Source organism: Asticcacaulis sp. AC402, assembly GCF_000495835.1.
Taxonomy (GTDB): domain Bacteria; phylum Pseudomonadota; class Alphaproteobacteria; order Caulobacterales; family Caulobacteraceae; genus Asticcacaulis.
The window spans coordinates 42718-55903 of the sequence record NZ_AWGC01000014.1; the positions used below are offsets into that span (position 1 = coordinate 42718).

Sequence of the window (13186 nt, forward strand, 5' to 3'; positions counted from 1 at the left end):
GGCTGCCTATTCTTCCCCAATCAGCTTGCAATGGATGGCAGCCGTGGTTGCCGGGGAGATCGGACCTTCGAAGAAACCGCAATCCAGCAGGTTGTCAGGGTTAACCGTGCGCGCGGTGTAGATATTGACCAGAACATAAGGCGTTGACGTGATGTCGGCGAGGCTGGCGGTCTTGAGCCCGGTTCCCGCAACATGGACCGTCTGGTCGGCCGGCTCGACCATGACATCGTCGCGCCCGAGATCGATCTGACCCATCTCGTCGGCTATCGACGCAGCCTTGTCTGTCGGCTCGCCCCAATACATGGCAGCCACATTGACCTTTTCCTTGATTTCGCCGAGCTTAGCCCTGGCCGCCGGACTGAAGGTCAGGGCGATGTCGAAACCCAGGGTCGTGGATGATGCCGAAAGGCTGTCCTCCGCGGGCTGGGAGGGCGGCGGCGAACAGGCCGTCGCCACCAGGAGCACAGCCAGGGTCGACAGAACAAACCGCATCAGACGATCCCCGATCCCATGAGCTTCAGCGCCGGCGAGAACGCTGGTCGCACCGGCGGCAGTTTCACCGTCAACCCGTCCATCCCCGGTTCAAACTGCAACGGCTCACCATGTCCCAGCAGTTCCACCCGCTCGACCTTGCCCTTGCGCAAGCGTGAACCCTCGGCCAGGCTGGCCAGGGTGACGAAGCCGCTATAGGGCCATTCCAGCGGCAGGGCGTAAAGCGTACCAGCTTTCGTGGTGTAGCGAATGTCCTCGTGGGTAAATGGCTTGGCCTCGGCTTCGTTTACATGGCCTTCGACGATCTTGAACGGACCTTCGCCAAAGATGGCATAGGGCCGCGAGCCGAAGATGGCCTCGCCATTGACGTCCAGCCACGCCTTCATCTCACCCAGGATAGCGACTTCCTTCTCGTCGATCTCGCCATTGCCGCGGACCGGGATTGACAGCAGCATGTTGCCATTCTTCGACACGATGTCGACCAGGCGCTGGATGACGTTTTTGGCGCTCTTATAGCCGTTGCGCTCATACAGGCCGCGATCATAGTGCCAGTTGCCGATGCAGGTGCAGGTCTGCCAGACATTATCGCGCAGGCGATCGGAATAGCCGCGCTCGATGTCCTCAGTGATAGCCTTGCGCTGGGTGTCGTCCAGTTTCTTGCCGGTGGCGATGACGTCCGCCGTGCCGTGCCACTTGGCGGCCTGATTGTAGTAATAGGCGGTGGCGTCCAGGCCGTATTGTTCCAGCGGCAGTCCGTAGTTATCGAAATAGACCAGGTCCGGCCTGTATTTGTCGATCATGTCATTCTGGCGCAGCAGCCACTTTTTCGCATAGTAGGCGCCGTTGGGCGGAACCGTCTCCAGCCACTGGCCGGAGGTGGAGTTGATGTGGTCCTGCATAGCCTTAACGGAATTGATGCCGTCGGGCGGTGGCATGTCGCCGAACCGGCCGGTATAGAGCTCTTGCGGGTCGTAGCCGTCCCACCACTTGCCCTTGCCGTCGGCCTTGGTCAGGCGGGCGGCGTCGTAGCGCAGACCCTTGACCGGCCCTTCGGCGTCGTAGCCATAGGCGGTCTGCCACCAATGCCAGGCATGGGCGGCGTGGTTGGACAGGCCGAACTTGAGGCCTTGGGCGCGGGCGGCCTTGGCAAAGTCGCCGCAGATGTCACGCTTGGGGCCAATATTGACCGAATTCCAGTTCTGGTATTTCGAATCGTAGAGATCGAAATTGTCGTGGTGGTTGGCCATGGCGACGAAGTACTTGGCGCCGATCGACTTGTAGAGCGCCAGCAGACCTTCCGGATCGAACTTCTCAGCCTTCCAGTCTTTCAGGAACTCCATGAAGCCGAACTGGGCCGGGTGGCCGTAGGTTTTGGTATGGTGCTCGTAATAGAAATTGCCCTGGATATACATCTGGCGGCCGTACCAGTCGCCGCATTCCGGGATGCATTGTGGGCCCCAGTGGGCCCACAGACCCAGCTTGGCGTCGCGGAACCAGTCCGGCGTCTGGTAGCCGGCGCCCAGCGACTCCCAGGTCGGCTTGAACGGGGCCGGGGCGGCTTCGGCAGCGGTAGGTAAGGCAGCCACAGCGGGTGCAGCGGTCAATAGGGTACGGCGCGACAGTTTCATTGGCTGATCTCCATCTCGAACGGTCCGGCGGGCAGGTCGTCCTGGCTGTAAAGGTTGACATAGGGGCTGTCGGCCCAGGCGTAGCGCACCTTGATGACGCCGATGCGGTTGGCGCCCTGGAGGATGATGCGGTCGCCGTCAGGTGTTGCCGAAACAAAGGTGCAGTCGGTTTCTGTACAGGCTTCAAAGCCCAGGGCAGTATTGCCGGAATAGGTGACCAGACCGCCGCTGGTGTTTTTGAAGGTGACGATCAGGTCATCGACCATGCGCGCGACACTGACCGGTTCCGGTCCCGAAGGCGTGACGGACCTGCCATAGACCACGCTCTGGGCGGCCCGGGCCAGGCGGTTGCCGATGACGGTCTTCTGCGTCGGATGGATGTCAAAACGGTCGCCGACATCCAGGCTGATGGCAAGGCCGGCATGGGGGTCGGCCTTGACGGCCAGGCGTTGCGATTCGCGCAGACGCGCCCAGCCGGAATTGACCGGCCTTGACGCCACCGGGCCATAGTCTGCCAGTTGCACAATCAGGAAGGGCAGGGCGGGATTGTCGAACTTTTGCCGCCAGTCGTTCATCCATGCCGTCACCAGGGACTGGTACTCGACGGGGGAATCGACATTGGCCTCGCCCTGGTACCAGGCGACTCCCTTGATTGTGTAGGGGGCAACGGGTGCGATCATGGCGTTGTAAAGGGTGGTCAGGCCGTTGGGCACGGCCCAGGGCTCGCCGGCCACCCTGGCGCCGGGACGGATCGGACCGGAGATCTTGTAGCGCCAGACATTGGGCAGGCCCACCGTGGAGCCATCCGCGAAGCGGATCTTCTTTTCGCTGGTCTTGCCGTAAAGGCCGCCACCGCCGCCGGTGTCGGTGACACGAACGACAATGACGTTGCGTCCGGCCTTAAGCGTGCCGGCGGGCAGGTCATAGTCTCGCGGTGTGTTCCAGCCGTAGGTCGTGCCGGCCTTGACGCCATTGATCCACGTGATGTCGACATCGTCGATGGGCCCCAGGCTCAGGCGCGCCGCCTGTGCCGCCTGGGCCTTCGTGACCGTGACGGCCGTGCGGTACCAGACGATGCCGTCGAACGTGGTCAGCTCCGGATCGGGTGAGCCCTCCCAGATGACATCGGGCACAATGGTCTTCCAGTCTGTGTCGCGGAACTTGGGCTCAATCCATTGCAGCTTGGTGGCGAGATCGTCCTCGGTCGCCTTCCAGGCGTCCTGGGTGGCGGCGGCCCACTGGGTCTGGGCGGCGGCCCGGTCGCTGGCGTAGAGGTTCAGGGCGTCGAGACCAGGACGATAGCTGGCGACTGCGCCCAGGCCCTCCTTGCTCATCCAGGCCTGGATAAAGGTGCCGCCCCAGGATGCATGGATCATGCCGACCGGGACATTTTCTGTCTTGGCCAGCGACTTGCTCATGAAGTAACAGACGGCCGAGGCATCGCCGACAGTCTGCGGTGTGACCACCTGCCACGGTGTCGCTTTGCCAAGCTCAGACTGCGGCGTGATGGCCGCGACGCGGTCGAGGGTGATGAAGCGCAGCTTGTCGTTGCTGGTGTTCAGTTCAGAGCCGGCATTGGTGGTATAGCGGACGGTAAATTCCATGTTCGACTGGCCGGAACACAGATAGACGTCACCGACCAGAATGTCGGCCAGGGTGGTCGTCTGGATGCCGTCCGAAACGGCCAGGGTGTAAGGCCCGCCGGCCTTGGCAGGTGGCAGTTGTGACGCCCACTTTCCGGCGGCATTGGCCGTTGCGGTCGCCTTGGAGCCGTTGAAGGTTACGGTGACGGCCGAACCGGGCACCGCCTTACCCCAGACCTTGATCGCGGCATCACGCTGCAGGACGGCGTGGTCGCCGAAGACACCGGCGAATCGTGGGGCTTCGGCGGCCAGAGCGCACACGGGAAGGACGAAACAGGCGATAGCGCCCAGGGCGGCTGCGCCGGCGCGCAATGGCAAGAACATAACAGCACCCTCAACTCTTGATCTTTGCGCCGATAACGGCAAACAATTGCCTGCAATTCAAGTGCTTTTTGTACGACAACTGACCCGTAAGATTTTCGCCGGCCAAAGGAATTTCATCAGCGAACACAGTGTGACCGTTATCAACCCATTTGCCAAGCCTTGGTTTGCGTCCTATACATGGCCTGAACCACAAGGCGCGGCGTCTTGAAACGCGCCGGGATGAATGAGGGATGTAATCAGTTTGGCGCGCAGGCTCAGTCGCCGGGGAGGCAATATCGTCACCATTCACGATGTGGCGCGCCATGTCGGTGTGTCGCCCATGACTGTGTCGCGCGTTATCAATGGTGAAAAAAACGTCCGCGAGGAAACTCGTACCAAGGTTCTGGCTTCGGTCGAGGCGCTGAACTACTCACCCAATCTTGCTGCGCGATCCCTGGCCACCCAGGATTCGGCGCGAATTGGTCTGCTCTATTCCAATCCGTCGGTTGCGTTTTTGAGCGAATTCCTGCTCGGTATCCTGTCGGAAAGCTCCCTTAGCGGAGCGCAACTTTTGATTGAATCGTGCGAAGGGCCCGAAGGCGCCACTGCCGCGCTGGAAAAGATGAAGGCCGCTGGCTGCGACGGCGTCATCCTGTCACCGCCGCTCAGCGATTCGTCGCGGGTCGCCAAGATTTTGCGCGACATGAACCTGCCGTTCGTCGGTGTAGCCATGGCGCGGCCGGACCCCCTGGTGTGCTGCGTTACCATCGACGACTACAAGGCCGCCTTGACCATGACCCGGCGGCTTATCGAGTTGGGCCACCGGCGCATCGGCTTTATCAAGGGCCACCCCAACGCCTATGCCAGTCAAATGCGTTTCGAAGGCTTCGAGGCGGCGATGAAAAAGGCCGATCTGGAGGTCGATCCGGCTTTGGTCGCTCAAGGCTATTTCACCTACCGCTCGGGCTTCGACGCCGCCGAACGGCTTCTGGCGCAGAAGGACAGGCCGACAGCCATCTTCGCCAGCAATGACGATATGGCCGCTGGCGCTGTGGCAACGGCTCACCGCCTGGGGCTGGACGTGCCCGACCACATCACCATCGTCGGTTTCGACGACACCGCCATGGCGTCGTCCGTATGGCCGGAACTGACCACGGTGCGTCAGCCGATTGCTGATATGGCGGCGCTGAGCGTCCGGTTGATGAATGATCAGATCCGCGCCAAACGGTTGGGGCGTCCTTTCGAACCTGTCCGTGAAATTCGCGATTTTTCGCTGATCGAGCGCCAGTCATCGGCACCCGTGGCGACAGGTGGAGGATTGTAAACGCATTATGATTTCAATTTTATGGAATCGTCACGAGTTCCTAACTTTGACTTGACAATGTGCTGCGTGTGACTGATATGTTAGCGCTAACAAATCGGTCCCGCCGCGACGTGTTTTCGCCGCAGCAGAGGGCTGTCAATAAGACGGGTTGAGGAAGAACGCGGGCTGTCCCGCAAAGGCTTTAAGGATTTGTACATGCCTGATACTCTGAGCCCGGCGTTTCTGCCTGTGGATTGGAAGAACGCTACCCTGGTCGGTCGCCTTGATACCGCCGATGGCCCGACCCCGATCCTGATCTCGGGTGGCGAGGTGTTCGACATGAGCGCTGTGGCACCGACAGTGTCGCAACTGATGAAGATGTGGCCACAAAGCGGCGCGCCGGACGGCGGACTATCTTTGGGCCAGTTGGAGTCCTTCAGCTTCGCTAAATCCTGGATCGGCGAGCGCAAGGGCCATCAGCTCCTGTCGCCGATCGACCTGCAGGTGGTCAAGGCTGCCGGCGTCACCTTCGCTGTCTCGGCTGTCGAGCGCGTCATCGAAGAGCGCGCCCGTGGCGATGCCGACAAGGCCCAGGGCATTCGTGATGCCCTGGCTGAGCGCGTTGGCTCTGACATTCGCTCGGTCAAGCCGGGCTCCGAAGAGTCGGCCAGGCTGAAGGCCGCGCTGATCGCTGACGACCTGTGGTCGCAATATCTCGAAGTCGCTATCGGCCCGGACGCTGAGGTCTTCACCAAGTCGGCCGTCCTGTCGTCAGTCGGCTGGGGCGATGAGGTCGGGGTTCGCTCCGACTCGACCTGGAACAATCCTGAACCTGAAGTCGTCATGGTGGTCGATCCCACCGGTCGCGCCGTCGGCGCCATGCTGGGCAACGACGTCAACCTGCGTTGTTTTGAAGGCCGTTCGGCCCTGTTGCTGGGCAAGGCCAAGGACAACAACGCGTCGTGCGCTCTTGGCCCGTTCATCCGCATGTTTGACGAAGGTTTTACCATCGACGATGTGCGCTCGGCCGTGCTGGATCTCAAGATCGACGGTCCGGAAGGTTACGAGCTGGTTGGCCGTTCGACCATGAGTGAGATCAGCCGCGATCCGCTGGACCTGATCGCTCAGGCGATGAGCGAGCACCACTATCCCGATGGCTTCGTCCTGATGCTGGGCACGCTTTTTGCACCGACCCAGGACCGAGACGTTCCCGGCCGTGGTTTTACGCACAAGGTCGGCGATGTGGTCAAGGTATCCTCGCCCAGGCTGGGTTGCCTCGAAAACCGTGTGACCTTCTCGAGGGACGCGCGCCACTGGACCTTCGGTATCGCCGACCTGATGCAGAACCTGGCTGACCGCGGACTGCTCAAACCTCGTAATGCCGCCCGGGCGCAAGCCCTGGCTTCTTGAGCCCGCCCATGGCGCCCAAATCGTATAACGAAAGAGTATCGTGACCATGTCCTCAGCCATCTATCCCAGTCTCAAGGGCCGTACGGTATTGATCACCGGCGGGGGCTCCGGTATCGGCGCCGGTCTGGTCACCGGCTTCGTCCGTCAGGGCGCTATCGTTCACTTCATCGACCTGGCGGACACCGTGTCAGCGACGCTGGAGCCCGGTGCGGCCACGTTTCATAAATGCGACCTGACCAATATTCCGGCGGTCGAAAAGGTGATTGCCGGCATTGGTCCGGTCGATATCCTCCTTAACAACGCTGCCAACGACGACCGTCATCGCCTGGAAGACGTCACAGAGGCCTATTTTGACAACCGCATCGCGGTCAACCTGAAGCACCTGCTGTTCTGCGCCAAGGCTGTGGTGCCGGGCATGAAGGCCAGGGGTGGCGGCGCCATCATCAACTTCGGTTCGATCTCCTGGCACCTGGGCCTGCCGGATCTGGTCCTTTACGAAACGGCCAAGGCCGGTATCGAGGGCATGACACGTGCCCTGGCCCGGGAACTGGGGCCGGACAATATCCGCGTTACGACCATCCTGCCCGGCAATGTGAAGACGCCGCGTCAGATGAAATGGTACACGCCCGAAGGCGAGCAGCAGATCGTCGATGCCCAGTGCCTGAAGGGCCGGATCGAGCCGGCGAACGTCGCTTCGCTGGCTTTGTTCCTGGCGTCCGACGATGCGTCGCTTTGCACGGGCCATGGCTACTGGATCGACGCCGGCTGGCGGTAGGCCTGAGTTAGCGTAACCGCCCCTTCTTATCCTCCACCGCTTGCGGGGGAGGTGTCGAGCAAGCGAGGTCCCTTATGGGCCGAAGCGCGTCGAGACGGAGGGGGCGTTCCGAGCTCCCGGCTCCCCCTCCGCCGCCATTCGGCGGCACCTCCCCCGCAAGCGGTGGAGGATAAGAAGGGCGGCGCCCTCAGCGGTGAGTAGATGTTGTCGCTTCCAACTTTCGGGAAATGAACATGACCGAACGCTTCCAGCCCATCTGTGTTTGGGACCGCAAGTGCACCCTGGGCGAGGGCCCTCTCTGGAGTGCCCATGACCACGCCCTGTGGTTCGTTGACATCAAGCGCTCTGAAGTCCTGCGTTATGACGTCAACATCGGCTCGCACCAGGTCTTTCATGCCCCATCACCCTGCGGCTTCCTGGCGCCTAAAAAATCCGGCGGATTTATCGTCGGCTGCAAGACCGGACTCTATGACCTGGACGCCAAAACTGGCCAGTTCGAATTCCGCCTTCAGGTCGAACCGGGCCTTCCGACCAATCGTCTCAATGATGGATATGTCGATCATCACGGCCGGTTGTGGTTCGGCTCGATGGACGACGACGAGGTCAATCCGACCGGCAAGCTCTATCGCTACGACAATCGCGGCCTTGTCGCCATGGACCATGACTATGTCATCACCAACGGTCCGGCGGTCAGCCCGGACGGCAGGACCCTTTACCACAATGACACCCTCAAAAAGATCATCTACGCCTTCGAGCTCGACGCCTCGGGCCATATTTCCAACAAGCGGGAATTCGCCCGCCTGGACACCAATGGCAAGCCGCCGGTAAGCGGCGATAGCGTAAGGGCAAAACATTATAGCGAACACGGCGAAGGCTATATGGACGGTCCGATCGTAGATTCCGCCGGCCAGGTCTGGGTCGGGTTGTTCTTTGGCTGGGGTGTCAACTGTTACGCGCCCGATGGTGGCTTAATCCGCCAGGTCCGGCTGCCGGTGTCCAATGTCACCAAGATCGCCTTCGGTGGCCACGACCTCAAGACCGTCTATGCCACCACGGCTGCCAAGGGCCTCAGCGCTGACGAGATCAAACAGCAACCCCAGGCCGGCGGCCTGTTCCGCTTCGACGTCGATATCCCGGGCCAGCCCCAAAACGTCTTCCAGGATTAAGCCCCATGTCCACAAGAAAGCCCGCAACCCAAAACGGTCGTTTCCGGTCCCAGGAATGGTTCGAAGCGCCTGGACATATCGACATGGCGGCGCTCTATCTCGAACGCTTCATGAACTATGGAATTACCCCCCAGGAGCTGCGGTCGGGCCGGCCGATCATCGGTTTCGCCCAGTCGGGCAGCGACATCGCGCCGTGCAACCGAATCCACCTGGAACTGGCCAAGCGTACCCGCGACGGCATCCGTGACGCCGGCGGCATCTGCATGGAGTTTCCGGTCCACCCGATCTTCGAAAACTGCCGCCGTCCGACCGCGGCTATTGACCGCAACCTCTCGATGATGACTCTGATCGAGATCCTGCACGCCTACCCGTTGGACGCGGTGGTCCTGACCACAGGCTGCGACAAGACCACACCGGCGGGCATTATGGCCGCCACTGCCGTCGATATCCCGGCTATTGTCCTGTCGGGCGGGCCGATGCTGGACGGCTGGCACGACGGCGACCTGGTTGGGTCCGGCACGGTCATCTGGCGCGCCCGACGCAAGCTGGGCGCCGGTGAAATCACCGAAGACGAATTCCTCGACATGGCCTGCGCCTCGGCCCCGTCGGCAGGTCACTGCAACACCATGGGCACGGCTTCGACGATGAACGCGGTCGCCGAGACTATGGGCCTGTCGCTGCCCGGCTGCTCGGCCATTCCGGCGCCGTACCGTGAGCGCGGCCAGATGGCCTATGAGACGGGCGTGCGTATCGTCGAGATGGCCTATGAGGACCTGAAGCCCTCCAAGATCCTGACCAAGGCGTCGTTCATGAACGCCATCGCCGCCGTCGCGGCCATCGGCGGGTCGACCAATGCCCAGCCGCACATCACCGCCATGGCCCGTCATGCCGGGGTCGATATCACCGATGCCGACTGGCGTGCGGCCTATGATATCCCGCTGCTTCTCAACATGCAGCCGGCCGGCAAATACCTCGGTGAGCGCTTCCATCGCGCCGGCGGTGTACCGGCCATCCTGCATGAACTGGCCGTCGCCAACCTGATCGACACCACGGCCGCGACTGTCACCGGCAAGACCCTGGGCGAGAACATCGACGGCAAGGCCTCAAAAGACCGCGAGATGATCAAGACCGTCGCCGAACCGATGATGGAACGCGCCGGTTTCCTGGTGCTGAAGGGCAACCTGTTCGACTTTGCCATCATGAAGACATCGGTGATCTCAAAGGAATTCCGTGCCCGCTACCTGTCGCGCCCGGGCTTCGAGAACATCTTTGAGTGCAAGGCGGTGGTGTTCGACGGCTCGACCGACTATCATGAACGCATCAACGATCCGGCGCTGAACATTGACGAAGACACCATCCTGGTTATCCGCGGCTCCGGTACCATCGGCTGGCCGGGCTCGGCGGAGGTCGTTAATATGCAGCCGCCCAACGACTTGCTGAAACGTGGCATCACCTCGCTGCCGACGCTCGGCGACGGCCGTCAGTCGGGCACGTCGGATTCGCCGTCCATCCTCAATGCCTCGCCGGAAAGTGCTGCCGGCGGCGGCCTGTCGTGGCTGAGGACCGGCGATATGATCCGCATCGACCTAACGACCGGCGCCTGCGACGCCCTGGTCGAGCCCGATGTCATCGCGCAACGCAAAAAAGAACCCTTGCCGCCCATCCCCGAGAGCATGACCCCGTGGCAGGAGATCTATCGCAGTACGGTCTCGCAACTGCACACGGGCGGCGTGATGGAGCCTGCCCTTAAGTTTACCCGCATCGCTGAAAAGATGCCGCGGCATAATCACTAACTGTGTTGCACTGCGTCACTGGTAGCGGTAACAAAGTTAACCGTGAATGCGCGCCGATTCAGGCGAATTTCGCGCGCAAAGCCTTTTAAAATATAGCTTTCTGCGATGGATTGGCTTGCGCGATCCTGCGCAAAAAGTTAAGGTTCCGTCAAGCATCACCCCAATCATAAGGCCACACAAAAAAGGTGCTTCAACAGACTAGGGAACGGGCAACATGCCCGACTTCAAGGGAGTAGAGGATGTCCTCGACAACAAAAACCGTGAACATGGGTCTGGTCATGGGTCTCGCCATTGGCGCGGCTCTAGGCGGATTGCTGTTCGGCTACGACACGGCCGTGATTAACGGCGCGGTTGAATCCATTAAACACAATTTCGTCGATCCCAGGATTGACCTCAGTGAACTGGAGCGCAATTCGCTGGCCGGTCAGGCCACGGGCATCGCGCTTCTGGGCTGCGTTTTCGGCTCCATCTTCGCCGGCCCGATCGCGACCTGGCTGGGCCGCCGCGTCGGCATGCTGATCGCGGCCTTCCTGTTCTTCGCCTCATCGGTCCTGTCCGGCTATCCGGAACTGGGCCTGGCGCCGATCGGCGGCATGGGGGTCGATGCGCTCAATCCCTTCATGGTCTATCGCTTCCTGGGCGGCGTGGCCATCGGCATGGCATCGCTGATTTCTCCCATGTACATCGCTGAAATCGCGCCGCCGAAACAACGCGGCCTGCTGGTTACGTTCCAGCAACTGGCCATTGTTGGCGGCATGCTTCTGGTGGCTATTGTCAACCTGCAGATCCAGCGCCTGGGTGGCGGCGATGAAACCTGGCTTCATGCAACGGGCTGGCGCTGGATGCTGGCCAGTTGCGCTATCCCCGCGGCCCTGTTCTTCCTGGCGGCGCTGATGATGCCGGACACGCCACGCTGGTACGTCCTGAAGGGCAAGGAAGAAAAGGCCCGCAAGCTGCTGAATGAATTGAACGACGCCGACACTGCCAATGCTACCTACACCGAGATCAAGGACAGCACGACGGCCCATTCCGGGAAGCTCTTGTCCTTCGGCATCGGCGTCCTCGTGGTTGGTGTCATGCTGTCGATCTTCCAGCAGTTTGTCGGCATCAATGCCGTGCTGTACTACTCCAACCTGATGTTCAAGAACATCGGTGCGGGCACGGACTCCGCCTTCCTCCAGACAGTGATCGTCATGGCGACCAATGTGGCCTTCACTCTGGTGGCGACCTTCACGGTCGACAGCTGGGGCCGCAAGCCGCTGCTGATTCTGGGCGCCATCATGATGGCCCTGGCCATGGCCGCCATGGGGTTCATGTTCCAAAGCAAGATGGAGGGGACCATGCTGCTCGCCGCCGCCATCTTCTACATCGCCGGCTTCGCCCTGTCCTGGGGTCCGGTGGTCTGGGTGATGCTGTCGGAAATGTTCCCGAACTCGATCAAGGGCGCGGCCATGTCGATCGCGGTCGCGGCGCAGTGGATTTCGAACTACGTCGTCACCTGGTCGTTCCTGGTCATCGACGGCGATTCGGGGTTAAACGCGACCTTCAACCACGGTTTTGCCTATTACCTCTATGCTGGCTTCTCGGTTCTTGCCGCGCTGTTTGTCTGGAAGTTCGTCCCAGAAACCAAGGGTAAGACCCTCGAAGCCATCGAAGGCTTCTGGAAGAAGTCGTAAGTCTGCGTACCGGGCGATCCGCAAGGATCGCCCGCCAATCTCTTAAGCGAATAACGAGAAATACTATGCTGCGCTTAAGCTCCAACGAAACCACGCTGGAAATCTGCCCCGAAATCGCGGGCAGCATCTTGCGTTTTGTCCATCAGGGCCGGGACATCCTGCGCCCCACAGCCCACGGGAGCGATGACGTCCTGATGACGGCCAGCTTTCCGCTGGTCCCCTATTGCAATCGCATCCGCAACGGCGAATTCGCCTTCGAAGGCAAAAAGATCAAGCTGACCCCGAACCTCGGCAACGGCCATCCGCACCCGCTGCACGGCCAGGGATGGCGCGCATCCTGGCAGGTGGTCGAGGCAGCCCCGACCAGAGTGGTTCTGGCCTACACCCACGAAGCCGATGAATGGCCGTGGGCCTATGAGGCGGTTCTGGTCTACGAACTGCGCCCGGCAGGCCTGCGCGCCTATCTCAGCGTCAAGAATCTATCGCGTAACACCATGCCAGCGGGTCTGGGCTTCCACCCCTATTTCCCGCGCACGCGCCAGACGCGTCTGAAGGCGGTGACAACGGGCATCTGGCGGGCAGACGACGAGTGCCTGCCGGTTTCGTGGCATGCCGGCGTTCTGCGCAAGGACTGGTCGCAGGGCGACATCGTCGACCACGAAGTGACGATTGACCATTGCTATACAGGCTTCGGCGGCCGCGCCGAGATCCTCGAAGGCGACACGCCGGTCCTGACACTTCGGGCCTCGCCGGACTGCAAGTGGCTGCACGTCTTCGCGCCGCTGGATCATCCGGACTTTTTCTGCGTCGAGCCGGTCAACCATATGCCGGACCCGTTCAACCAACCGAATTCGGGGTTGAAGTGCCTGAAGGCAGGGGAGACCTCGATGGTGTGGATGGACATCGCGGTCGCCTGACGGCATGTCGGGCCCGTGGTCCCAAGTCTTCATCTTACTTCCTTTGACTTCGCGCCGCTTTCTTTCCAGATCACGGTAAA

At 61.3% G+C, this 13186-nt stretch carries 10 protein-coding genes; 7 read left to right on the forward strand and 3 right to left on the reverse strand.

What is annotated here, in order from left to right; translation table 11 throughout:
- Positions 1-6: 6 nt before the first annotated feature.
- Genes ABAC402_RS28840 through ABAC402_RS28850 form a run of 3 tightly spaced genes read right to left on the reverse strand, consistent with a single transcriptional unit; the run spans position 7 to position 4087 of the window.
- Positions 7-492, reverse strand: coding sequence for a hypothetical protein (locus ABAC402_RS28840; RefSeq protein WP_023449209.1), 486 nt, complete (start codon positions 490-492; stop codon positions 7-9).
- Positions 492-2120: an alpha-L-fucosidase gene (locus ABAC402_RS28845; RefSeq protein WP_023449210.1), complete on the reverse strand. Its 1629-nt coding sequence runs from the start codon at positions 2118-2120 to the stop codon at positions 492-494. Before ABAC402_RS28845 ends, ABAC402_RS28840 begins: the two co-directional genes overlap by 1 nt.
- Entirely contained in the window at positions 2117-4087 is a 1971-nt protein-coding gene (locus tag ABAC402_RS28850; protein WP_023449211.1) for a sialate O-acetylesterase, read from the reverse strand. The genes ABAC402_RS28845 and ABAC402_RS28850 overlap by 4 nt, the downstream gene beginning before the upstream one ends.
- A gap of 223 nt (positions 4088-4310) precedes the next feature.
- Here ABAC402_RS28850 and ABAC402_RS28855 point away from each other — a divergent pair, with 223 nt between their 5' ends.
- From ABAC402_RS28855 to ABAC402_RS28885, 7 genes are all read left to right on the forward strand, one after another.
- Complete coding sequence (locus ABAC402_RS28855) at positions 4311-5390, forward strand: LacI family DNA-binding transcriptional regulator (protein ID WP_023449212.1); 1080 nt, start codon at positions 4311-4313, stop codon at positions 5388-5390.
- 195 nt (positions 5391-5585) lie between these two features.
- Complete coding sequence (locus tag ABAC402_RS28860; protein WP_023449213.1) at positions 5586-6779, forward strand: fumarylacetoacetate hydrolase family protein; 1194 nt, start codon at positions 5586-5588, stop codon at positions 6777-6779.
- Between the two features lie 46 nt (positions 6780-6825).
- The gene (locus tag ABAC402_RS28865; protein ID WP_023449214.1) at positions 6826-7554 is read left to right on the forward strand and encodes an SDR family NAD(P)-dependent oxidoreductase; all 729 of its coding nucleotides are present in this window, start codon (positions 6826-6828) and stop codon (positions 7552-7554) included.
- A gap of 233 nt (positions 7555-7787) precedes the next feature.
- Complete coding sequence (locus tag ABAC402_RS28870) at positions 7788-8720, forward strand: SMP-30/gluconolactonase/LRE family protein (RefSeq protein ID WP_031235476.1); 933 nt, start codon at positions 7788-7790, stop codon at positions 8718-8720.
- A gap of 5 nt (positions 8721-8725) precedes the next feature.
- Positions 8726-10513 (forward strand): IlvD/Edd family dehydratase, encoded by a 1788-nt coding sequence (locus tag ABAC402_RS28875; protein ID WP_031235477.1) that lies wholly within the window; start codon positions 8726-8728, stop codon positions 10511-10513.
- A gap of 239 nt (positions 10514-10752) precedes the next feature.
- A complete protein-coding gene (locus tag ABAC402_RS28880; RefSeq protein WP_031235478.1) occupies positions 10753-12189 on the forward strand; it encodes a sugar porter family MFS transporter in 1437 nt (478 codons plus the stop codon).
- Positions 12190-12254: 65 nt separating this feature from the next.
- On the forward strand, positions 12255-13106 hold the full coding sequence (locus ABAC402_RS28885) for an aldose 1-epimerase (protein WP_023449218.1): 852 nt from the start codon (positions 12255-12257) through the stop codon (positions 13104-13106).
- Positions 13107-13186: the final 80 nt, after the last annotated feature.

Bases quoted from the DNA above. Each gene is read 5' to 3' on its own strand.
- ABAC402_RS28840 (WP_023449209.1), bottom strand. From the start codon at position 492: ATGCGGTTTGTTCTGTCGACCCTGGCTGTGCTCCTGGTGGCGACGGCC.
- ABAC402_RS28845 (WP_023449210.1), bottom strand. From the start codon at position 2,120: ATGAAACTGTCGCGCCGTACCCTATTGACCGCTGCACCCGCTGTGGCT.
- ABAC402_RS28850 (WP_023449211.1), bottom strand. From the start codon at position 4,087: ATGTTCTTGCCATTGCGCGCCGGCGCAGCCGCCCTGGGCGCTATCGCC.
- ABAC402_RS28855 (WP_023449212.1), top strand. From the start codon at position 4,311: ATGAGGGATGTAATCAGTTTGGCGCGCAGGCTCAGTCGCCGGGGAGGC.
- ABAC402_RS28860 (WP_023449213.1), top strand. From the start codon at position 5,586: ATGCCTGATACTCTGAGCCCGGCGTTTCTGCCTGTGGATTGGAAGAAC.
- ABAC402_RS28865 (WP_023449214.1), top strand. From the start codon at position 6,826: ATGTCCTCAGCCATCTATCCCAGTCTCAAGGGCCGTACGGTATTGATC.
- ABAC402_RS28870 (WP_031235476.1), top strand. From the start codon at position 7,788: ATGACCGAACGCTTCCAGCCCATCTGTGTTTGGGACCGCAAGTGCACC.
- ABAC402_RS28875 (WP_031235477.1), top strand. From the start codon at position 8,726: ATGTCCACAAGAAAGCCCGCAACCCAAAACGGTCGTTTCCGGTCCCAG.
- ABAC402_RS28880 (WP_031235478.1), top strand. From the start codon at position 10,753: ATGTCCTCGACAACAAAAACCGTGAACATGGGTCTGGTCATGGGTCTC.
- ABAC402_RS28885 (WP_023449218.1), top strand. From the start codon at position 12,255: ATGCTGCGCTTAAGCTCCAACGAAACCACGCTGGAAATCTGCCCCGAA.